General features: G+C 71.7%; 22 protein-coding genes. 9 read left to right on the top strand and 13 right to left on the bottom strand.

What is annotated here, in order from left to right; translation table 11 throughout:
- Window positions 1-5: 5 nt before the first annotated feature.
- From egtA to AB0G63_RS22165, 9 genes are all read right to left on the bottom strand, one after another.
- Window positions 6-1,301, bottom strand: coding sequence for an ergothioneine biosynthesis glutamate--cysteine ligase EgtA (gene egtA / locus AB0G63_RS22205; RefSeq protein WP_360752835.1), 1,296 nt, complete (start codon window positions 1,299-1,301; stop codon window positions 6-8).
- 210 nt (window positions 1,302-1,511) lie between these two features.
- Window positions 1,512-1,742 carry an FCD domain-containing protein gene (locus AB0G63_RS22200; protein ID WP_360752981.1) on the bottom strand — a complete coding sequence of 77 codons (231 nt, stop codon included), beginning with the start codon at window positions 1,740-1,742 and terminating at the stop codon, window positions 1,512-1,514.
- On the bottom strand, window positions 1,718-2,167 hold the full coding sequence (locus AB0G63_RS22195; protein ID WP_360752833.1) for a GntR family transcriptional regulator: 450 nt from the start codon (window positions 2,165-2,167) through the stop codon (window positions 1,718-1,720). Before AB0G63_RS22195 ends, AB0G63_RS22200 begins: the two co-directional genes overlap by 25 nt.
- Window positions 2,168-2,238: 71 nt before the next feature.
- On the bottom strand, window positions 2,239-2,439 hold the full coding sequence (locus AB0G63_RS22190; protein WP_360752830.1) for a hypothetical protein: 201 nt from the start codon (window positions 2,437-2,439) through the stop codon (window positions 2,239-2,241).
- A gap of 244 nt (window positions 2,440-2,683) precedes the next feature.
- Window positions 2,684-3,055: a group 1 truncated hemoglobin gene (locus AB0G63_RS22185; RefSeq protein ID WP_360752827.1), complete on the bottom strand. Its 372-nt coding sequence runs from the start codon at window positions 3,053-3,055 to the stop codon at window positions 2,684-2,686.
- A 163-nt stretch (window positions 3,056-3,218) separates the two neighbouring features.
- Window positions 3,219-4,034: an ABC transporter permease gene (locus tag AB0G63_RS22180; RefSeq protein WP_360752823.1), complete on the bottom strand. Its 816-nt coding sequence runs from the start codon at window positions 4,032-4,034 to the stop codon at window positions 3,219-3,221.
- Between the two features lie 9 nt (window positions 4,035-4,043).
- Window positions 4,044-4,934, bottom strand: a complete 891-nt coding sequence (locus AB0G63_RS22175; RefSeq protein ID WP_360752820.1) for an ABC transporter permease — start codon at window positions 4,932-4,934, stop codon at window positions 4,044-4,046.
- A 4-nt stretch (window positions 4,935-4,938) separates the two neighbouring features.
- On the bottom strand, window positions 4,939-6,147 hold the full coding sequence (locus AB0G63_RS22170; protein WP_360752817.1) for an ABC transporter substrate-binding protein: 1,209 nt from the start codon (window positions 6,145-6,147) through the stop codon (window positions 4,939-4,941).
- Between the two features lie 11 nt (window positions 6,148-6,158).
- On the bottom strand, window positions 6,159-7,190 hold the full coding sequence (locus tag AB0G63_RS22165) for an ABC transporter ATP-binding protein (protein WP_360752814.1): 1,032 nt from the start codon (window positions 7,188-7,190) through the stop codon (window positions 6,159-6,161).
- Between the two features lie 112 nt (window positions 7,191-7,302).
- On the opposite strand from AB0G63_RS22165, the gene AB0G63_RS22160 reads away from it, so the two are divergent.
- Both AB0G63_RS22160 and AB0G63_RS22155 read left to right on the top strand, forming a co-directional pair.
- Window positions 7,303-8,049 carry a GntR family transcriptional regulator gene (locus tag AB0G63_RS22160; RefSeq protein WP_360752812.1) on the top strand — a complete coding sequence of 249 codons (747 nt, stop codon included), beginning with the start codon at window positions 7,303-7,305 and terminating at the stop codon, window positions 8,047-8,049.
- A 39-nt stretch (window positions 8,050-8,088) separates the two neighbouring features.
- On the top strand, window positions 8,089-8,880 hold the full coding sequence (locus tag AB0G63_RS22155) for a cache domain-containing protein (RefSeq protein ID WP_360752809.1): 792 nt from the start codon (window positions 8,089-8,091) through the stop codon (window positions 8,878-8,880).
- Window positions 8,881-9,134: 254 nt separating this feature from the next.
- Here AB0G63_RS22155 and AB0G63_RS22150 read toward each other — a convergent pair whose 3' ends face one another.
- Window positions 9,135-9,797, bottom strand: coding sequence for a hypothetical protein (locus AB0G63_RS22150; RefSeq protein ID WP_360752806.1), 663 nt, complete (start codon window positions 9,795-9,797; stop codon window positions 9,135-9,137).
- Window positions 9,798-10,030: 233 nt separating this feature from the next.
- Between AB0G63_RS22150 and AB0G63_RS22145 the strand changes: the two genes are divergently transcribed.
- The 3 genes from AB0G63_RS22145 (at window position 10,031) to AB0G63_RS22135 (ending at window position 11,599) form a co-directional block, all read left to right on the top strand.
- Complete coding sequence (locus AB0G63_RS22145; RefSeq protein ID WP_360752804.1) at window positions 10,031-10,681, top strand: helix-turn-helix transcriptional regulator; 651 nt, start codon at window positions 10,031-10,033, stop codon at window positions 10,679-10,681.
- A 32-nt stretch (window positions 10,682-10,713) separates the two neighbouring features.
- On the top strand, window positions 10,714-11,244 hold the full coding sequence (locus AB0G63_RS22140; RefSeq protein WP_360752978.1) for a toxin-antitoxin system, toxin component: 531 nt from the start codon (window positions 10,714-10,716) through the stop codon (window positions 11,242-11,244).
- A 127-nt stretch (window positions 11,245-11,371) separates the two neighbouring features.
- Window positions 11,372-11,599, top strand: coding sequence for a hypothetical protein (locus AB0G63_RS22135; protein WP_360752801.1), 228 nt, complete (start codon window positions 11,372-11,374; stop codon window positions 11,597-11,599).
- A gap of 28 nt (window positions 11,600-11,627) precedes the next feature.
- Here AB0G63_RS22135 and AB0G63_RS22130 read toward each other — a convergent pair whose 3' ends face one another.
- On the bottom strand, window positions 11,628-12,311 hold the full coding sequence (locus AB0G63_RS22130) for a 4'-phosphopantetheinyl transferase superfamily protein (RefSeq protein ID WP_360752798.1): 684 nt from the start codon (window positions 12,309-12,311) through the stop codon (window positions 11,628-11,630).
- Window positions 12,308-13,168, bottom strand: coding sequence for a metallophosphoesterase (locus AB0G63_RS22125; protein WP_360752795.1), 861 nt, complete (start codon window positions 13,166-13,168; stop codon window positions 12,308-12,310). Before AB0G63_RS22125 ends, AB0G63_RS22130 begins: the two co-directional genes overlap by 4 nt.
- Before the next feature lie 405 nt (window positions 13,169-13,573).
- Here AB0G63_RS22125 and AB0G63_RS22120 point away from each other — a divergent pair, with 405 nt between their 5' ends.
- From AB0G63_RS22120 to AB0G63_RS22110, 3 genes are all read left to right on the top strand, one after another.
- On the top strand, window positions 13,574-14,746 hold the full coding sequence (locus AB0G63_RS22120) for an ATP-grasp domain-containing protein (RefSeq protein ID WP_360752792.1): 1,173 nt from the start codon (window positions 13,574-13,576) through the stop codon (window positions 14,744-14,746).
- A 252-nt stretch (window positions 14,747-14,998) separates the two neighbouring features.
- Window positions 14,999-15,649: a CatB-related O-acetyltransferase gene (locus AB0G63_RS22115; RefSeq protein WP_360752789.1), complete on the top strand. Its 651-nt coding sequence runs from the start codon at window positions 14,999-15,001 to the stop codon at window positions 15,647-15,649.
- A 266-nt stretch (window positions 15,650-15,915) separates the two neighbouring features.
- Complete coding sequence (locus tag AB0G63_RS22110) at window positions 15,916-17,091, top strand: macrolide family glycosyltransferase (RefSeq protein ID WP_360752786.1); 1,176 nt, start codon at window positions 15,916-15,918, stop codon at window positions 17,089-17,091.
- Between the two features lie 74 nt (window positions 17,092-17,165).
- Here the strand turns inward: AB0G63_RS22110 and AB0G63_RS22105 are convergent, their stop codons facing one another.
- On the bottom strand, window positions 17,166-17,552 hold the full coding sequence (locus tag AB0G63_RS22105; protein WP_360752783.1) for a hypothetical protein: 387 nt from the start codon (window positions 17,550-17,552) through the stop codon (window positions 17,166-17,168).
- A 555-nt stretch (window positions 17,553-18,107) separates the two neighbouring features.
- On the opposite strand from AB0G63_RS22105, the gene AB0G63_RS22100 reads away from it, so the two are divergent.
- Window positions 18,108-19,790 carry a carbohydrate binding domain-containing protein gene (locus tag AB0G63_RS22100; RefSeq protein ID WP_360752780.1) on the top strand — a complete coding sequence of 561 codons (1,683 nt, stop codon included), beginning with the start codon at window positions 18,108-18,110 and terminating at the stop codon, window positions 19,788-19,790.
- Window positions 19,791-19,881: the final 91 nt, after the last annotated feature.

Below are 19,881 nucleotides of genomic sequence, written 5' to 3'. Positions count from 1 at the left end.
TCGGCTCAGCGCAGAGCCCACGGTGCGCACCCGTCCCGGTCGTGCAGCCGTTCGAGGACGTCGTCCGCCGGGCAACGGCCGCGGCGGACATAGCGGTCGGCGTAGGCCGCCACGGCGTCCACGACGTCGCCGCTCGCGCCGAGCCGGGGCAGGGCGTCCAGCGCGGCGGCGAAACAGGTCACGGCGGCGCGCTTCAGCTCCGGGTCGGCCAGCCCGCGGCGCGCCGCGTCCGTCCACAGCGGATTGTGCGGAGCGGGATCCCCGGCGGCCCGCCCGGCCAGGGGCGCCACGGCACGGTGCGCGATCGCGGCGGCGCGTGGATCGTCGAACAGGGCCGTGGTGACCGCGAGCGGCACGATCCATCCGTCGTCCCCGGGCTGCGCGTCGATCATGCGCAGTTCCAGGTGCCCCCGTGGCCTGACCGGCGGGAAGAGCGTGGTGAGGTGGTAGTCGAGGTCCGCGCGGGTGGGCGGGCGCATGGTGTCCGAGCGAATCCAGTCGCGGAAGCTCACTCCGTCCGGCACGTCCCACGGCCCGTCGTCCCGCCGTACGCACATCAGCGGTGCGTCGAGGACCCGGCGGACCCACGCGCGGCGCGGATCCTGGGACAGGTTGGGCCCGCCGGACCGCCCCGGGTCGAGTTCGGTCCACATCAGCTGCCGGGTCGACCGCCAGCCGGTGGCCCGGCCCTCGGACATGGGCGAGTTCGCGAACGCCGCGACCAGCACCGCGCCCAGCCGGTGCGCCAGCCACCAGCGGCGGGTGAATCCCATGACGCCCGGCCCCTCGACCCCGGCGTCGAGGCACACCTGGACGGAGGCGGAGGCGCACATCAGGGTACGTCCCGCCGGGCCCGTGCGGCCGAGGCTGACCTCCATGGCGTCGTACCGGGGTTCCCGCAGGAACCGGCGGGGCGGACGCCAGGGGTCGATGCCCATGCCCACCAGGGTCAGCCCGTGCTCGCGCAGCAGGGCACGCACGGCCCGCAGATCGGCGGAGACCTCCGAGACGCACCGCGTCAGCGACGGGGCGGGCCGGGAGCTCAGCTCCAGCTGGCCACCGGGTTCGACGGTCAGCGCGGAGGTCAGCGGCAGGGTGCGCAGCACGGCGTAGACCGCTTCCAGCCGCCCGGCGGCGACGGCGCGGTGCGGGGCACGCTCGTCGTGGACGAGCCATTCCACCTCCACGCCGACGGTGCGGGGCGGTCCGGTCTTGAAGCAGATTCCCGCGACCAGCGCCTCCGCTTCGTGTTCGGTGACGGCGGATGCACCGTCAGCGCCGTCCTCCGGTGAGAGAGACATCGGGGGAGCCTCCTGAGTCGCCGCGGGGGAAACAGGGCACGAACCGGCATCCGGTTCGCGTACGGGTGTGCCTGCCCAAGGGTCCGCCGTGCCGCCCTGTCATGACAAGGGCGCACTTTCCCGGCGACCGGTCTTTCGGCCCCTTGCGGCGACCCGTGCTCCCTTGTCCGGCTGTGAGGTGAGAGGAATCGTGGCCGGCCCGGACCCCCTTCAGCCCGTGGAGAGTTCGCCCCCGGTGTCCCGGCGCACCTTCTGCCGGATGCGTGTGTCCCGGTCGGGTGCGTGGTGCTCCAGCATGCGCAGCCGTGCCGTCTCCGCGTCCCCCGCACGGATCGCCTCGGTGATCGCCCGGTGTTCGGCGAGGGTCGCGTCGAAGGTGTCGTCGACGGTGCGGGTCCGCCACGGCGCGCTCGTCTTCACCTGGGCGTCGATGGCGTGCAGCAGGGACGAGACGGTGGTGTTGTGGGCGGCGGCGCGTATCGTGTCGTGCCACTCGTTGAGGTGCGGCGGACGTCCCCGGGGTCTTCCAGCGTGCCCGCGCGCTCCAGCAGGGCGTCCAGCCGGGCCAGGTCGACGGGGCCGCGCCGTACGGCCGCCGCCGAGGCGAGCAGGGCGTCGAGCACGGCGCGCAGCTCGAACAGTTCGAGCATCTCCTCGTCGGAGCGCTGGCGCACGGCGAACCCCCGTCGGGTGCTCACCAGGAGTCCGTCGCGCTCCAGCAGTGCCAGGGCCTCGCGAACCGGGGTGCGCGACACCGCGAACTCCTCGCTCAGCGCGAGCGGGATCAGCGAGGCGTCCTGCGGGTAGTGGCCGGAGGTGAGCCGGTGCCGCAACTCGTCGTAGATGGTGTCTCGTGTGCTCTTCATCCGTTTCCTCGTCGCGGGGCGGGACGCGAACCGGTACGTGCGCCGCCCCGGATCATGCCCGACGCACAGGCTCACGTCAGCCCCGGCCCCCGGCCCGCAGGGGCGCGGACGTCGTCGTCCTCCGGGCCGACGAGCAGCGGCGGGGCCGGGTCGGCCCGCCATTCAGCGAGCGAGCCGTCGTAGAGCAGCACGTCGTCGATGCCGATGTCGTGCAGCGCCAGGGCGAGGCCCGCCGCGTTGACCGCCCCGCCGCAGTCGACAGGCCCGGGCATCTGCCGTGCGGTCCGAGCACACCCGTCGGAACACGGCGTGTCCGTGTCGTCCTCTGCGCAGGAGGAGCCGAGCATCGCCCGCCGGCCGGTCCCACCACCGGCGCCCTGTCGGTCGCCGCCGGACGAGCGGAACCATTCGGGTCACCCGCGGGCACCCGCGCTTCGCCGGGCCGCGCACGCACGGGTACCAGCGGATCCGGGCGGCGAAGCGCAAGACGGCGGCGGCCCGATCGGGCAGTGGCCTTCAGACGGTGACGATGTCCTGCCTGAGCGGCGTCAGGGCCGCGGCGATCGCGCCGATCGTCTCCGTGTCCACCCCCGCCTCGGCCGGCGAGTCGCCCAGACGCGTCACGACACGGCCGAAGGCGGCGTCCGTGATCGCCGGCCGCTCGTGCGCCTTGCGCATGCAGCGGCCGGTGTACGGGCGGGTGGACCCGGGGGCCTGGCCGATGAAGCGCCGCTTACGCTGCTTGAGGCCGTCGAGGTCCACCCCCGCGAAGCAGGATTCCAGGCCGGGGCCGCCGAGCACCTTGTCGTGGAAGACGTCGAAGACGGCCGCGACGGCGTCCTCCCCTCCCAGTTGCTCGAAGAGGTTCTGCCGCGTGGTGTCCGTCATGCCCGCCGGCGTGGCGAGTCCGTCCTGCCGGCAGGTGTGCAGGCCGTTTCCGAGGTGTCGGAAGCCCCTCCGGCGCGGCGGGCGCCGGAGGGACCGTTTCGTGACCGCGTGCTCACGCGCCGGACGGACGCCGGTCGCACGGCGCCGGAGGGGCCGGTCTGCCTCACACCCGGCTCCCCGACGCCGTGTCCGCCGACATCCGCTGGGCCACGTAGATCGGCACCGCGGACACCAGCACCAGCACGGCCGCCACCACGTTCACCACCGGCGCCTGCTGCGGCCGGGTCATGTTGTCGAAGATCCAGATCGGCAGGGTCTGGACGCCGGGTCCGGCGGTGAAGGTGGTCACCACGATCTCGTCGAAGGACAGCGCGAAGGCGAGCAGCCCGCCCGCGAACAGCGCCGAGCGCACCAGCGGGAAGGTGACGTCGGCGAAGGCGCGGAAGGTGTCGGCGCCGAGGTCCATCGCGGCTTCCTCGTACGTGCCGGAGGTGCGGCGCAGCCGGGCGACGACGTTGTTGAAGACGACGACGATGCAGAAGGTGGCGTGCCCGACCACGACGGTGAACAGGCCGAGGCCCACCCCCAGCGGCTCGAGCACCGTGCTGAACGCCGAGTTGAGCGCGATGCCGGTGACGATGCCGGGCAGCGCGATCGGCAGGACGACCACGAACGAGAGGGTGTCCCGGCCGAAGAAGCGGTGCCGGGCGACCGCGAAGGCGATCAGCGTGCCGAGGACCAGGGCGATCGCGGTGGCGCCCAGGCTGGCCTTCACCGAGGTCCACAGCGCCTCGCGGGCACCGGAGTTGCCCCAGGCGACGGACCACCAGTGCAGGGTGAGCCCCGGCGGCGGCCAGCTCGCGCTGCGGTCCGGGTTGAGCGAGTTGACGAGGACCAGCAGCAGCGGCACGTAGATCACCGCGAAGCCGAGCCCGGCGGCGACGCGCAGGGCGTTCCGCGCGGAGCGGGAGAGTTGCACGGCGGGCTCCTAGATGCTGCTCAGGGCGCCGGTGCGGCGCATCGCCAGCAGGTACAGGACGATGACGACGACGGGGACCGTGCCGAGGGCGGCGGCCATGGGCAGGTTGAGTTCGATGTTGGAGTAGACGAGGTTGCCGATCAGCTGGGTCTTGCCGCCGACGATCTGCACGGTGATGTAGTCGCCGAGGCTGAGCGAGAAGGTGAAGATCGACCCGGCGGCCACCGACGGCAGCACCATCGGCAGCACCACCGAGCGGAAGGTCCGCCCGGCCCGCGCGCCCAGGTCGGCGGACGCGTCGAGGAGGTTGGCGGGCAGCTGCTCCAGCGCGGTGTGGATCGGCAGGACCATGTACGGCAGCCACAGGTACGTCAGCGTCATGACCGCCGCCGGCAGCCCGTACCCCGGCCCGCTCAGCCCGAACGGCTTCAGCATCCAGTCGGCGAGCCCGCCCTGGGACAGGATCAGCCGCCAGGCGTACACCTTGACCAGGTAACTCGCCCACAGGGGCGTGAGGATGGCGACCACGAGCAGCGGACGCCACCGGGGGCGGGCGATGCGGGCGGTGTAGAAGGCGAGCGGGAAGGCGATCACCGCGCACAGGGCGGTGACGGCGACGGCGACGCCGACGCTGCGCAGGACGACCTGCCGGTAGACGGGGGTGGTGAACAGCGCCCGGAAGTTGTCGGTCGACCAGACCTTCACCACCTCGCTGGTGAAGGAGTCCGTCGTCCAGAACGCGGAGACGAACAGCACGGCCAGCGACCCGAGGTAGAGCACCGCGAGCCACAGCAGCGGAGCGGTCAGCAGCAGGGACAGCCGCAGCCGGGGCCGGCGGTGCAGGGTCCCGGCGAGCCGCCGGACGGTTCCCCGCCCGGCGGCGTGCGCCTCTACGGTCATGACGTCAGCCCTTGATCTCGGTCCAGGCCTGCACCCACTTGGCGTACGGCACGCACTTCACGTCGGTGCGGCCGTCGAGGCACTGCTCGATGGGCGTGTTCCAGAAGGCGATCTTCTTCCAGTAGGCCTCGTCGGCGGCGTGGTAGGTGGTGCAGAAGTTCTTGTCGCTGGTCTGCGCGCACGCCTTGGCGTTGGCGGGCGCCTCGCCGAAGTACTCGGCGACCTGGGCGTTGACCTTGGGCGAGATGATCCAGTCCAGCCACTTGTAGGCGCAGTTGGGGTGCTTGGCCTTGGCGGCGACCATCCAGGTGTCGGACCAGCCGGTCGAACCCTCCTCGGGCACCAGGGCCTTGACCTTGGCGCCCTCGTCGGCGGCGAGGCTGGCGATGACCTGCCAGGTGGTGCCGACCACGGAGTCCCCGCTCTTGAAGGCGGAGACCTCCTTGAGGTAGTCGCTCCAGTACTCGCCGATGTTCGCGTTCTGCTTCTTCAGCAGGCTCACCGCGGCGTCGAACTGCTTCTGGTCCAGCGCGTACGGGTCCTTGATCTTCAGCTCGGGCTTGGTGGCCTTGAGGTACAGCGCCGCGTCGGCGATGTAGATCGGCGAGTCGTAGGCGGTGACGTGGCCCTTGTACTTCGCGGCGTCGTCGAACACCGCGGACCAGGAGGTCGGGGCGGGGCTGACCTTCTGCGTGTTGTACATCAGCAGGTTGGCGCCGCGGCCGTGCGGGATGCCGTACATCCGGCCCTTGACGGAGTTCCAGTTGCCGTTCTTCAGGCCGCTGAAGACGTCCTTGTAGTTCGGTACGAGCTTGGTGTTGACGGGGGCCGCGTCCCCGGAGGCGATCAGGCGCAGGGAGGCGTCGCCGGAGGCGGAGACGGCGTCGTACTCGCCGGTCTTCATCAGCTTGACCATCTCGTCGGAGCTGGCCGCGACCTTGGAGTTGACCTGGCAGCCGGTCTGCTTCTCGAAGTCGCTGACCCAGTCGACCTTCGGGTCGTTGGATCCGTCCTCGACGTAGCCGGCCCAGGCGATCAGGTTGACCTGGCCCTCGGTCTTGCCGAGCTTCGACGGCGCCTTCAGGTCAGGGGGGTTGAGGCCGGTGGCCGAGGAACCGCCGGAGCCGGAGGAGCCGCAGGCGGTGGCGGCGAGCAGCAGCGCGGCGGCGCCCGCTGCTCGGATGGATCGGGTGAGGCGCACGACGTACTCCATGGGGTGAGGGTTCAGTCGGGGACGTGGACGGTGTGGCGGCGGTGCCACTGGAGGCGGACCCGGGTGCCGCGGTAGGCGGCGACGTCCTCGGCGGAGGTCTCGAGGTTCTGCTGGAGCGCGGTGAGGCGTCCGCCGGCGTCCAGGTCGACGAGGAAGCGGGTGGCGTCCCCGAGGTAGACGACTTCGGCGACCGTGCCGGTGGCGCCGGCCTGCTCCGGCTCGTCGGTCTCGGCGGACTCCTTCAGCACGCGGATCTTCTCCGGGCGGATGCTGTAGGTGCCGGGCGCGCCGACGACGCGCTGGGCGGACTCGCCCGCCAGCAGGTTGGAGGTGCCGACGAAGGAGGCGACGAAGGCCGTCGCGGGGCGTTCGTATATCTCGGCGGGGGTGCCCACCTGTTCGATGCGGCCCTGGTGGAAGACGGCGATGCGGTCGCTCATCGTCAGCGCCTCCTCCTGGTCGTGGGTGACGAAGACGAAGGTGATGCCGACCTCGCGCTGCAGCGCCTTGAGCTCCACCTGCATCTGCTCGCGCAGCTTGAGGTCGAGGGCGCCGAGGGGTTCGTCGAGCAGCAGGACGCTGGGGCGGCCGACGAGGGCGCGGGCGAGGGCGACGCGCTGGCGCTGGCCGCCGGAGAGCTGGGCGGGCCGGCGCCGGCCGAAGCCGTCCAGCCGTACCTCGGCGAGGGCCTTGCGGGCGCGCACCAGCCGTTCCGCCTTGGGCACCTTGCGGATCTTCAGGCCGTAGGCGACGTTCTGCTCCACGGTCATGTGCGGGAACAGGGCGTAGTCCTGGAAGACGGTGTGCACGTCCCGCTCGAAGGGCGCGAGGCGGGTGACCTCCTTGCCCGCGAGTTCGATCCGGCCTCCGGTGGGCGTCTCGAATCCGGCGATCATGCGCAGCACCGTGGTCTTGCCGGAGCCGGAGGGTCCGAGCATCGAGAAGAACTCTCCGTCCCGGATCTCCAGGTCGACCCCGGCCACAGCGGTCGTCTCCCCGAACGACTTCCGCAGATCCTGTAGCCGGATCGCACTTCCCTCCATGAGCGGGAACCTTTCTGGCGTTCTGGTGCGTTGACCTATTGACGTGAAACATATGAAGTCATAGTTCAAACCTCAAGGCCCCCTTAGGGTAAAGCTTGAGTCAACGCACAAGGTGGTGGCCGTGAAGCAATCGATCGACGGCGGCGCCCGCAGAGCCGTCTTCGCGCCGGTCGAGGGGCGGGCGCGCGTCGAGGCCGTGGTCCAGCGCCTCGGCGACGCCATAGAACTCGGCCTGCTCGCCGACGGTGAGCAACTGCCCGGCGAGAGCGAGCTGGCCGGGCAGCTCGGCGTGTCCACGGTGACCCTGCGCGAGGCGCTGATGGCGCTGCGCCAGCAGGGCCTGGTCACCACCCGCCGCGGTCGCGGCGGCGGCAGTTTCGTCTCCCTGCCCGAACTTCCCGGCGAGGAGCGCCTCAAGGTCCGGCTGCGCGGCTGGAGCACCGAGGAACTGCGCGACCTGGGCGACCACTGGGCGGCCCTGTCGGGCGCCGCGGCCCGCCTCGCCGCGCAGCGCACCGACGCCGACGACCTCGCCCAGCTCCGCCGCAGCGTCGATGAGCTGGCCGGCGCCGAGGACGCGGCGGCGCGCAGCCGGGTGTACGGCCGCTTCCATGTGGAACTGGCGGCGGCCGCGCAGTCGGCCCGGCTCACCCGGGAGCAGGTGGCCCTCCAGACCGACATCGGGGCGCTGCTGTGCCTTGTGCTCGGGGACGACGAATATCGTGAAGAAGCCGCCGACCGTCACCGGTCCGTAATCTCGGCCGTGCAAGATGGGGCGCACGAATCGGCCAGGGAGCTGGCCGAGCGGTGCGTCCTGGAGTCGACGGCGAGACTCATCGCCCTTCGCCTGTCCCTCTAGCCGCGCGCCGCGCCCGGTCCTCGTCCGCTGGAGGGCGCCATGATCACCAGCCCCGGCCTCGTGGGAGCGCCGGCCGCCACGCTCGACGCGTCCACCGAGGCAGAGGTGGCGGCGCGGGTCGGCGGCGCGCTGGAGGCGGTCTTCGACGCGGTCGCCGAGACCCGCGCCGACGCGACGGCGCTGCTGGCCCGGGTGGCCGATCGGCACCGCCGTCCCGCGACCGCCGACCTCGCCGCGCTCCGGCCCGGCCTGCACCTGCGGCTGACCCGGCAGGAACTGGTCTCCGGGGCGGGTTTCGTGGCCGCGCCCGGTCTGCTCGGCGACGTGCCGGCCTGGCTGGAGTGGTGGCAGACCACCGCCGACGGCCAGGTGCGCCCCCTGCTGCTCGACCTGGACCCCAGCCGGTCGGCGTACTCGGACTACACGCACTGGGACTGGTTCGCCCTGCCCCGCGACACCGGCCGCCGCGCGGTGGCGGGCCCCTACGTCGACTACCTCTGCTCCGACGAGTACAGCCTCACGCTGTCCGCGCCGGTCGAGGTGGACGGCCGGTTCGTGGGCGTGGCCGCGGCCGACGTGTACCTGCGCCACTTCGAGGCGGCCGTGCTGCCCCTGCTGCGCCGGCTGCCCGGACCCGCGTACCTGGTGAACGCGCGTGGCCGGGTCGCCGCGTCCGCGGACCCGGCACACCTGGCCGGCTCCCTCGTCAAGGGACCGGACTTCGCCGCCGTCCTGGAGCGCTCGCGCCCCGCGCGCTTCGGCGGGCTGCGGCTCGTCCCGTGCCGGGGCGTCCCGCTCGTCCTGGTGACCGCGGCGTACCGGACGTCGTGACGGTGGACGGCGACCCGGACGTCGTGACGGTGCCTGGCGTCGCGGCCGACCGTGACGGTGGACGGCGTCGCGGCCAGCCGTGACGGCGCCCAGTGTCACGGCAGGCGCTGACGGCGGCAGGCGCTGACGGCGCCCGGCGCCGGGACAGCCGTACTGATGCCGCCTGCCGAGGCCGTCGTACTGTGCCGGGGCCGTTTGCTGAGACCGCCGTGCTGACAAGGCGCCGTCGGCGACCTGAACGCCGACGGTGCCCGTCAGACCTCGGGGGCCGGCACCACCCTCAGGTGAGCGGCCGTGGGGCGGGCCGTGCGGCCCCGCGACCGGTCGCGCCGTGCCTCCCGCAGCACCAGCGTCAGCCGCGTGTACCCCATCTCCTCCAGCGTCCGCGTCGTCTCATCCATTACACGGCAGTCCGTGGCGCCCCAGCGCGGATCGGGGTGCGTCACCGGCCGTACGGCGCCGTCGTGCCGGACGGCCCGCTCGCCGACCGCGCGGATCCAGTGCGGCAGCCCCTGCCGGAAGGCGGCCTCCATGAGGGGGTCCTGCGCGATCTCCCGCCGGATGGCCTGCAGCCCGTGATCATGGCCGTGGCGCTCCACGGCGTCCGCGAAGTGCGCCAGCATGGGCAGGCACCAGCTCGACTCGTGCTCACCGAGGACGGTGCACGCGTCCGGGTGGAACAGCACGAAACGGAGGAAGTTGTCGCCGGGCATGGCCGTCGGATGCGGGGACACCTCACGGAAAAGTGACGCGAAAGCGCTGTTGGACAGAACGACGTCCCAGCGGTGGTCGAGCACGACGGACGGGTGGGGGACGGCCTCCAGGAGGACGGCGCAGTCCTGCAGATAGGCCTGGGCCTCGAGACTCACGGGGACGGGCCGCGGTGCCGACCGCTGCCCTCCTGCCTGAAATGCCATCGGGAGGTCACCCCTCTTGCCTATGCGGCCTTCACGCGGCGCCTTGATCCTGGGGCCACCACACGAGCCGTGTCAACTATCGTGGCATTCCACGCCTGTTGACTGCTCGTTGACGGCTGAAATTGGCCACAGTTGTGGCGAGACCTGGATGTGGGTTCGAACGACCTGTAATCTCCGTCGAGTTCACGGCAACCGTTTGTGAGAAGCCTGTGAGAAACGTAGGAGATCGGTCGGTGACGGATGACTTCGAGAGTCCGGGCACCGCGGCGACCGCTGCGCTGCCGGCCGTCGTCGCTCGCGTCACCGCGCTAGCCGACCGGCTCGGCGTGCCCCACTCGCAGGTATTCGACACCGCCCGCCTGTCCGTCGCCTCCGGCGTGCCCGAGCCGGTCGTCAAGGCCCTGCTCGGCGGCCGTCCCGCGGGCGAACCGGATGTGCAGGCCCGCTTCCTGCAGCGCCTGGACCTGCTGCGGCGCACCCGCCTGAAGCCCAACGGCCGCAAGTACACGCAGCAGGAGATCGCCGACGGCGCGGGCATGTCCCGCCAGCAGGCGGGCGCCCTCATCAACGGCGACCGGCGTCCCACCATGGAGCACTGCGACGCCATCCAGCGCTTCTTCCGGGTGCACGCCGGCTTCCTCACGGCCGAGGATCCCGAGGCCCTCGCGGGCGCCCTGCAACACACCGAGCAGGAACCCCTGCAGAAGCTCGCCGAACGAGAGGCGGCCGCGGCCTCCGAGGATCCCCTGGAGCGCCTGCTGCAGGACCACGGCGTCCGCGGGATCGCCTGGCGGGCCGCGCAGCTGCCCACCGACCAGCACCGGGACAAGGTCGCGGAGTGGCTGGACATGCTCCTGGAGAGCGTCAAGCGGCCCGAGTCGTGAGCCGGGGGATAACTGTGGGCATCGGCAAGGAAATGCGCCGCCTGTGCGGCGAACTGGTCGCGGAACTCAACCTCCCCGCGCCGGCGCACCCCGCGGACCTGTACGGCGCCCTCTGTCACGCCATGAGCCGGCGCCGCGGCCGCCCCGTCCACTTCCGCACGGCCGCCTTCCCCACCGGCACCGCCAGCGGCCTGTGGCTGGACATGGCCGACCAGGACCTCGTGGTCATCGAGGAACGCACCGCCCCCGACCACCAGTTGGTCATCCTCGGCCACGAACTGTGGCACATGAAGGCCGGCCACTGCGGCCACCACCTCGAAGGCGCCAAGGTCGCCGCCCGCCTCCTCGACGACGAGGCCGACCTCCAGGCCACCGTCCGCAAGGTGGCCGCCCGCAGCCGCTTCGACCTGGCCGACGAGAAGGAGGCCGAGGCCTTCGGCCTCCTCCTGGCCAGCAGATGCCGTACCTGGCTCGTGGGTTCGTCCCTGCGGGCGCCGGTGCAGCGCGACCACCTCGCGGGCCGGATCGAGGCGTCCCTGGGCTACCTGGGCCCCCAGTCCTGATCTCCGCCGAGCGGACGGACCGCGCAGGCGGCCCGGACCGATTGTCAGTGGTGGACGGCAAGCTGGAGTCGCACCCCTTCATCGCGGGGCGTGCGCGACCGACGACGCCGACAGGAAGAGCCGACCGATGCCCACAGCCCTTCTGACCGACCACGAGCGCACCGCCGTCCAGGCCTACCTGCGGCTGCTGCACACGGTACGGGCCTCCCTCGACGCTCCGCCCGGTTCCCACCGGCCACCCGTCGTCCCGCCGTCGGTGCTCGCCGAGGCCGAACAGGCGCTGGAGCGGGCGGGCCTGACGGGCAACGAGGAGGAGTTCTTCCGCCTGCTGCGCGGCTGGTGCCCGGAGCCGTGAGCACCGGCGGTGGCGGTGACGGTGACGGTCAGACCGGGTGCGGCACCGTCACCGACGTCGCCACCAGTCCGCGCCGGACGGTCCAGCGGCCCTCGAAGTGGCCGACCCGCCCGCTGCCGACCAGCGGACCGGGGACGAGGAGCGCGGCACGGAATCCGCCGCTGAGCCGGTCGCCGGGGTCGGTGTGCACCTCGATGTCGGCCTCGGAGAAGTCCAGCCACTGCCCGGTGAGGGGGAACCACGCCTTGTAGACGGCCTCCTTGGCGCTGAACAGGAGCCGGTCCCAGTGCACGTCGGGGCGCTCGGCGGTCATGCGGCGCAGCCGGGCCGCCTCGGCGGGCAGGGCCACGGCGTCCAGGACGCCCTCCGGGAGCGGGCCGTGCGGTTCGGCGTCGATACCGAGGGAGGCCAGGTCGCCCGCGCGGACCAGTGCGGCGGCGCAGTAGCCGGCGCAGTGGGTCATGCTGCCGGCCACGCCGGGCGGCCAGACCGGGGCGCCGCGTTCGCCGGGCAGCAGGGGCTGCGGCGGCACGCCGAGCTTCTCCATGGCCCGGCGGGCGCAGGAGCGCACGAGGGCGAACTCGCGGCGGCGCTTGTCGACGGCCTTCGCCACCACCGCCGCCTCCTCCGGGTACAGCGGCGCGGGCTCGCTCCCGTCGTCACCGTGCGCCTCCACGACGACCACCGTGTCCGGCAGCAGCTCCTCGATCACCCGGCTTCGACCTCCTTCGGCAGGATGCGGCGCAGCCGCCCCGGCGGCTGCTGCCGCTTGCGCCACTCGCGCGGGTAGCCGACGGACACCTCCTCGAAGCGGACGTCCTCGTGCCAGGTGGTCCGCGGAATGTGGAGGTGGCCGTAGACCATGGTCTCGACGCGGAACCGGCGGTGCCAGTCCGCGGTCGCCGCGGTCCCGCACCACATGGCGAATTCGGGGTGCCACAGGATCTCGGTGGGGTGCCGGTGCAGCGGATAGTGGTTGACGAGGACGGTGGGCAGGTCCGCGGGGAGCGCGGCGAGCCTTCGCTCGGTCTCGGCGATCCGGGCCCGGCACCAGGCCTCGCGGCTCGGGTAGGGGTCGGGGTGCAGCAGGTACTCGTCGTTGCACACGATGCCGGTGCCGTGCGCGTACTCCAGTCCCTGCGCCTTGGTGACGCATCCGGCGGGCAGCCACGAGTAGTCGTACAGCAGGAACAGCGGCGCGACGGCCACCGGGCCGCCGGGACCTTCCCAGACGGGGTACGGGTCCTCGGGGGTGACGACGCCGAGTTCGCGGCACAGGGTGACCAGGTGCTCGTAGCGGGCGACTCCGCGCGCGGTGACGGGGTCCTTCGGGTGGGTCCACAGCTCGTGGTTGCCGGGCGCCCAGACGACCTTGGCGAAGCGGCTCGCGAGCGTCTTCAGGGCCCAGCGGATGTCGGAGACGATCTCGGAGACGTCGCCGGCGACGAGCAGCCAGTCCTCGTCCGACTCGGGGCGCATCTCCTCGACCAGGGCACGGTTCTCGGCGTAGCCGATGTGCAGGTCGCTGATGGCCAGCAGTTGTCCGGCACCACCGGCCGTCGACGTCACCTGTCGTCCCCTCCGCGCTCGCCCGAGCGCCCACGAACTGACCTGTCTGAGGGCCGCACGCCTCCGCGCGGGCGACCGCCCCCACGACAACACATTCCCGGCTGCCGGACAAGGTGCCTCGACAGGTCACGGGGCCGTGTCCCGGATTGCCCGGAGGGTGGGCCCGGCCGGTGGGGCCGACCGGTGGGGCCGACCGGTGGGGCCGACCGGGTGAGACCGGCCGGGTGGGACCGGCCGTGGAATCCGTAACACGCACGTTGCACGCCGGACCCTCGCGAAGCCGTATGATCGCCCCAACACCACTGCCCTTTCCCTTCTTTCAGGGGCGGTTTGGTGACCCTCCAACCACCCTGCCCGGGCACGGGCCCGCTTCGCCCTGCCCGTTTACCGTGAAAGGCGGCCTGCATGGTCTCTCGCGTACGCGTCTGGCTCAACCGCACGTACGCGGAGAACGTGTTCTTCATGGATCAGCTGCGGAGAAATCCCAGCGACCGCGCGGTCGAGATCCATGCGACGCACGGGGACGCGGACTCTCCCGTGCTGGCCGCCGCCGACACCGCCGAACTGGAGCCGGAGGGCCTGTCCCCGGCCGCCTACGTCGAGTACGCCCTCGCCCAGTGCCGGCGTCGCGGCATCGACGTGTTCGTGCCCCGGCTGCAGCAGGCGGCGATCGTCGAACACCGCGCCGAGTTCGAGGCCGTCGGCACGGCGCTGCTGGCGCCGCCGCCTCAGGCGGTGGCCGTCTTCGAGGACAAGGTGATCGCCTACGAGGCGGTCCAGGCGATCGGCGTGCCCGTGCCGCAGTGGTGGCGGGTGCGCACGGCGGACGAACTCGTCGCGGCGGTCGACGAGTTGGAGGCGGGCGGCCACAAGGCGTGCTTCAAGCCGGCGTCCGGCGCGGGCGGGGTCGGCTTCCGCGTCGTCACCCGCTCCCCATTCGCGCTGGCGCACCTGAACGGCTTCCCGAGCCCGTACGTGCCGCTCGACCTGGTCGTCGAGGCGCTGGAGCAGGCCGAGGAGCCGGTGGACTGGCTGGTGATGCCGCGCCTGGAGCAGCCGGAGGTGTCGGTGGACTGCCTCACCGGCCCCGACAACCGGGTCCGGCTGGCGGTGGGCCGCACGAAGAACGGCCGTCGGCGCGGGTTCACGCTGCACGAGCAGTGGCTGGAGCCGGCGCGGCGCATCGCCGAGGGCTTCGGGCTGCACTACCTGTCGAACATCCAGTTCCGGATGTACGGCGACCGGCCGGTGCTGATGGACGTCAACACCCGCCCGGCCGGCGGACTGCACCAGCTGTCGCTGTGCGGCGTCAACGCCCCTTGGGCGGCTGTGCAGTTGGCGCTCGGCGAGGACCCGGGCGAGATGGTGCCGCCGTTCCTGGGCCAGGACTACACGGTGGTGTCGGCGCCGCGTCCGCTGCGCGCGGTGTCGCTCCCGCAGCAGCGCGCGGAGGACACGGAGCCGCTGCTGCCCGCCACCCCCGTCCCGGCGGCGGACACGGCGAGCACCCTGGACACCACGGCCACGGCGGAAGCGGTCGTCACGGAGACCGGCAGCCGCGCCACCGCACCGGCCTAGGCCCACCGCCACGCCCGCCGACCGCTCACGGCGGGCGGCTGCTCGTCGGACGCTGTCCCTGGGACGCACGGCCGGCCCCGCGGGGAGACGCGATCTCACCTTCCCGTGGGGCTGCGCCCGCTTCCGGCCCCGGACAGCGCCCGACGGGTGGCAGGTGTGAATCGGCGGGGGCGGAAAATGGGTGTGCCTGGACGGCGCGCTGCCGCGACCATGGAGCGGACACGGACCGCCACCGATGAGAGAGCACTCCCCATGCCTGTGCCTGCCGACCCGACGATCCTCCACCCGATGCCCGAGCATCCGAGGGTGGTGCTGCTCAGGCCGCTGGTGAAGTCCCCGCTGATCGAGGTCGGGGAATACTCCTATTACGACGACCCGGACGACCCGACCGCCTTCGAGACGCGCAACGTGCTCTACCACTACGGGCCGGAGAAGCTGATCATCGGCAAGTTCTGCGCGCTGGGTACGGGGGTGCGCTTCATCATGAACGGTGCCAACCACCGTATGGACGGCCCCTCCACCTTCCCCTTCCCCACCATGGGCGGCTCGTGGGCGGAACACTTCGACCTGCTCACCGGCCTGCCCGGCCGAGGGGACACCGTCGTCGGCAACGACGTCTGGTTCGGCCACGGCACGATGGTGATGCCCGGCGTGCGGATCGGACACGGAGCGATCATCGGCTCCGGCGCCGTGGTCACCACGGACGTACCCGACTACGGGATCGTCGGCGGCAACCCGGCACGGCTCATCCGCACCCGGTACAGCGAAGAGGACGTCGCTCGGCTGCTAGCCGTGGCCTGGTGGGACTGGCCCGCGGAGCACATCACCGACCACGTGCGGACGATCATGTCGGGCAGCATCGCCGACCTGGAGGCTGCCGCCCCTGAGACCCCGAATGTGTGATGCCTCTGCGGGAGTCCCCCTGCGGGCGCACGACCCCTCAGGGCTGCAGACGGCGGTCGACGGTAATCGAGGTGCCCCGAAGCTGACGGTGGGCCAGGGTCGCGGGCATGTTCCTCCTCCTTCAGATCTACGGCTGACACGGTCGGGCAGCGCCCCGCCTCCTCCCCCGCGTGCCCGTGTGCGCGCCTGCATTCGAGGCTCTCGGAGGGCCGGCGCACTGGCTTGCCGTGTCCCTTTCCCCGTAGACCTGAAGTGAGTGATCACCCATGTCCCGTCGCCGTGCCCACATCGCGATGGTCGGCATCCCCGCCGTCAGCCACGTCCTGCCCAGCCTTGAGATCATCCGCGAGCTGGTGGCCCGCGGCCACCGCGTGACCTACGCCAACGACCCGGCGGTGGCCGACCTGATCACGGCCACCGGCGCCGAACTCGTCCCCTGCACCTCCGTGCTGCCGGTCGCCGACAACAGCTGGCCGGACGACCCCATCGCCGCGATGGACATCTTCCTCGACAACGCCGTCCAGGCACTGCCGCAGTTGCGCGCCGCGTACGACCAGGCCCCGGCGGACCTCTACCTGTACGACATCGGCGCCTACGCAGCGCGCGCCCTCGCCGAATCGCAGGACCGCCCCCTCATGCAGCTGTCGCCGACGTTCGTGGCCTGGGACGGCTACGACCAGGACGTCGCGGTCCACCTGCGGCAACTGCCGGGTGCCGACGCCCACCGCGCGAAGTTCGCACGGTGGCTCACCGGCTGCGGGGCGTCCACCACCGACGTGGACGCCTTCTCCGGCCGGCCGTCGCGGACCCTCGCCCTGATCACCCGGGCGATGCAGCCGCACGCCGACCGGGTCGACACCGACACGGTGACCTTCCTGGGCCCCTGCTTCGACACGGCAGCGGGCGCGGACGGCTGGACCCGTCCGGCGCACGCGGAGAACGTGCTGCTGATCTCCCCGGGCTCGGCTTACACCCGTCGCCCGGAGTTCTACCGCCAGTGTCTGGTGGCCTACGGCAGGCTGCCCGGCTGGCACGTCGTACTCCAGATCGGCAAGTACACCGACCCGCGGGATCTCGGCGACATCCCGCCCAACGTGGAGGTGCACTCCTGGGTCCCGCAGCGGGCGATCCTGGAGCAGGCGGACGCCTTCGTCACCCACGCCGGTATGGGCGGCTGCGGCGAAGGACTGCTCGCAGGCGTCCCGATGATCGCCGTGCCGCAGGCCGCCGACCAGTTCATGAACGCCGACCGGCTCGTGGAGCTGGGCGTGGCCCGCCGCATCGACACCGCGGAAGCAACCGCCGAGACCCTGCGGGCGGCCCTGAACGACCTGGTCACCGACCCGGAGGTCGCCCGCCGCTCGGCACTGCTGCGCGCCGGCGCCCGAGCCGAGGGCGGCACCGCGCGCGCCGCCGACCTCATCGAGGACATGCTGGCCTGACCCTCTCCTGCCACAGCCGGGGACCGCGGAAGGGCTCGTCGGCAAGCCGACGAGCCCTTAGGCACGATGGTGACTCAGGTGCACCAGGCCCCGTTCGACTCGTAGATCTTCTGGATGTTGCCGCTGTACACCCAGCCGGAGATCTCCCGGCCGTTGTACCACGCCGACCCGTGGTACCAGAGGTTGCCGAGATCGTTGTAGTCCTTGCAGTCCAGGCTGAACTCCGTGCCACCCGGAACGTAGGTGGCAGCGCAGTCCGCGTAGGGGCCGGTGGCGCGGATGGGGATGTTCTTCCCGGTGACGAAGGTGGCGTAGCCTCCGTCATACGGCCTCCATGATTCGCTGTAGCAAGCGAGTGAGGTCGCGGGTCCGGCTGTGGCCGCCTGGGCCGGCGCGGTGATTCCACCAGCGAGAAGGGCGGCGCCCATGGTGACGCCGGCGAGCAGTGTGCGTATGTGCACGGGTGATGTCTCCGTTCGCGTGAGTTGAGGACACCCCTTGCAGACCACAGACCGGCTTCCTGGAGTGGTACCTCGTGACCGTCGGGTGGTCCGGGTGTCGTGTTCTCACCGTGCCGGGGGCACCTGCGGAAAACCTTCGGGAAATCTGGAATCGGGCCGTATCCGGTGGTCAGCGGTGGACAAGACTGACGCGGCCACGGCGGGAGGCGGGTATGGCTGTGCGGTTCGGGATCCCAGGCCGGCGTGGCCCGCGGCGAAGAGCAGGCGGCCTCGTCGCCGGCCGCGACCGTCAACACGGTCACAAACCCGGTGGGCCGGGCGACTGCCCCCGAACCGGCGGCAGTCGAACAGGCGAGGCCGGCAGTAGCAGCCCGCACCGCCGGACGGGCGGCTTCCGTGCCGGGCCACATCCTCATACCGGTCTGGACCAATCATGGTGCAGCATCTTGACACCGAGATTGGTCCATACCAACTTTGGTTGCGCACCTTCGCACTTCCCTGCACTCCCGCACACCCGTGCACTCCCGAACAACCCCCACTCCCCAGGGAGATCGCGTGCGCAACACACTCGGACGTCACAGACGTCGGCTTCTCGCCCTGCTCGGCTCCGCGGCCCTCGCGCTCGCCGGCGCCATCGCCCTCCCCGGCACGGCCCAAGCGGCCAACATCCTCACCAACCCCGGCTTCGAGTCGGGCGGTCTCTCCCCCTGGACCTGCACCGGCAACCTCGGCTCGGTCGTCTCCTCCCCCGTGCACAGCGGCTCCAAGGCCCTTCAGGGAGCGGTGACTTCGAGCGACAACGCGCAGTGCAGCCAGACCGTCGCGGTGCAGCCGAACACGACGTACAGCCTCAGCGGCTGGGTGCGCGGCTCCTACGTGTACCTCGGCGTGAACGGCGGCGCCTCCACCTGGACCACCTCGCCGTCGGCGTACAGCCAGCTGTCGGTGTCCTTCACGACCGGCGCCTCGCAGACCAGCGCCACCATCTACGTCCACGGCTGGTACGCCCAGGGCACCTACTACGCCGACGACATCAGCCTCGACGGCCCCGGCGGCGGCAGCTCCGACACCCAGGCGCCGACCGCGCCCACGGGGCTGACCTCCACCGGCAAGACGTCGTCCAGCGTGTCGCTGTCGTGGAACGCCTCGACGGACAACGTCGGCGTCACGGCGTACGACGTCTACAGCGGCTCCAACAACGTGCTCAGCGTCTCCGGCACCAGCGCCACGGTCAGCGGGCTGTCGCCGAGCACCGCCTACACCTTCACAGTGAAGGCCCGGGACGCGGCCGGGAACAGCTCCGGGGCGTCCAACTCCGTGTCCGTGACGACCGACGCGGGCACCGGCACCGGCACCTCCTTCAAGCAGGCCGCGCCCTACCTCTACGAGGGCTGGGGCGACCCGCCGAGCCCGAGCACGGTGATGAGCGCGACCGGCGTCAAGTGGTTCACGATGGCGTTCGTGCTGGACTCCGGCGGCTGCACGCCCTCGTGGGACGGCAGCCGGCCGCTGACCGGCGGCGCCGACCAGAGCGCCATCAACGCCATCCGCTCCGCGGGCGGTGACATCGTCCCGTCGTTCGGCGGCTGGCAGGGCAGCAAGCTCGGCGCCAACTGCTCCTCCGCGAGCGCCCTCGCCGGGGCCCTGCAGAAGGTGATCGACGCCTACTCGCTGAAGGCGATCGACATGGACATCGAGAACACGGACGAGTTCGAGAACGAGGCCGTCCAGGCGAGGATCCTGACCGCGCTGAAGACCGTCAAGGCCAACAACCCCGGCCTGAAGACGATCGTCACGTTCGGCACCTCGACCACCGGCCCGACGTACTACGGCAACCGGCTCATCGAGCAGGCGCAGTCGCTCGGCGCGAACATCGACGTGTTCACCATCATGCCGTTCGACTTCGGCGGCGGCTCCGACATGTACGGCAACACGGTGAACGCGGCCGAGGGCCTGAAGGCCAAGCTGAAGTCGACGTTCGGCTGGGACGACGCCACCGCCTACTCGCACATCGGCATCTCCGGCATGAACGGACTGTCCGACCAGCAGGAGAACACCACTCCGGCGATCTGGACGCAAGTACGGGACTGGGCCAACAGCCATCACATCGCGCGGCTCGCGTTCTGGTCGGTCAACCGCGACCGGCCGTGCCCGGGCGGCGGCGTGGTGAGCAACTGCTCCGGCATCAGCCAGGACACCTGGCAGTTCACCTCGATCACGGCCGGCTTCACCGGCTGAACGCCGCCGGCCCGCGCGAGCGCCGGCGCCGGGCCCCCGCGGCGGGAGGAATCACCACCCCCGCCGGGGCCCACCCCGGGGGCCACGGCAC

The sequence above is a fragment of the Streptomyces sp. NPDC020996 genome, assembly GCF_040641355.1.
Lineage (GTDB): Bacteria > Actinomycetota > Actinomycetes > Streptomycetales > Streptomycetaceae > Streptomyces.
The sequence above is the reverse complement of the archived record's forward strand: the minus strand, read 5'-3'. Positions and strand labels throughout refer to the sequence as shown.

Bases quoted from the DNA above. Each gene is read 5' to 3' on its own strand.
- AB0G63_RS22170 (WP_360752817.1), bottom strand. From the start codon at position 6,147: ATGGAGTACGTCGTGCGCCTCACCCGATCCATCCGAGCAGCGGGCGCC.
- AB0G63_RS22185 (WP_360752827.1), bottom strand. From the start codon at position 3,055: ATGACGGACACCACGCGGCAGAACCTCTTCGAGCAACTGGGAGGGGAG.
- AB0G63_RS22150 (WP_360752806.1), bottom strand. From the start codon at position 9,797: ATGGCATTTCAGGCAGGAGGGCAGCGGTCGGCACCGCGGCCCGTCCCC.
- AB0G63_RS22195 (WP_360752833.1), bottom strand. From the start codon at position 2,167: ATGAAGAGCACACGAGACACCATCTACGACGAGTTGCGGCACCGGCTC.
- AB0G63_RS22165 (WP_360752814.1), bottom strand. From the start codon at position 7,190: ATGGAGGGAAGTGCGATCCGGCTACAGGATCTGCGGAAGTCGTTCGGG.
- AB0G63_RS22135 (WP_360752801.1), top strand. From the start codon at position 11,372: ATGCCCACAGCCCTTCTGACCGACCACGAGCGCACCGCCGTCCAGGCC.
- AB0G63_RS22175 (WP_360752820.1), bottom strand. From the start codon at position 4,934: ATGACCGTAGAGGCGCACGCCGCCGGGCGGGGAACCGTCCGGCGGCTC.
- AB0G63_RS22155 (WP_360752809.1), top strand. From the start codon at position 8,089: ATGATCACCAGCCCCGGCCTCGTGGGAGCGCCGGCCGCCACGCTCGAC.
- AB0G63_RS22110 (WP_360752786.1), top strand. From the start codon at position 15,916: ATGTCCCGTCGCCGTGCCCACATCGCGATGGTCGGCATCCCCGCCGTC.
- AB0G63_RS22120 (WP_360752792.1), top strand. From the start codon at position 13,574: ATGGTCTCTCGCGTACGCGTCTGGCTCAACCGCACGTACGCGGAGAAC.
- AB0G63_RS22190 (WP_360752830.1), bottom strand. From the start codon at position 2,439: ATGCCCGGGCCTGTCGACTGCGGCGGGGCGGTCAACGCGGCGGGCCTC.
- egtA (WP_360752835.1), bottom strand. From the start codon at position 1,301: ATGTCTCTCTCACCGGAGGACGGCGCTGACGGTGCATCCGCCGTCACC.
- AB0G63_RS22140 (WP_360752978.1), top strand. From the start codon at position 10,714: ATGCGCCGCCTGTGCGGCGAACTGGTCGCGGAACTCAACCTCCCCGCG.
- AB0G63_RS22115 (WP_360752789.1), top strand. From the start codon at position 14,999: ATGCCTGTGCCTGCCGACCCGACGATCCTCCACCCGATGCCCGAGCAT.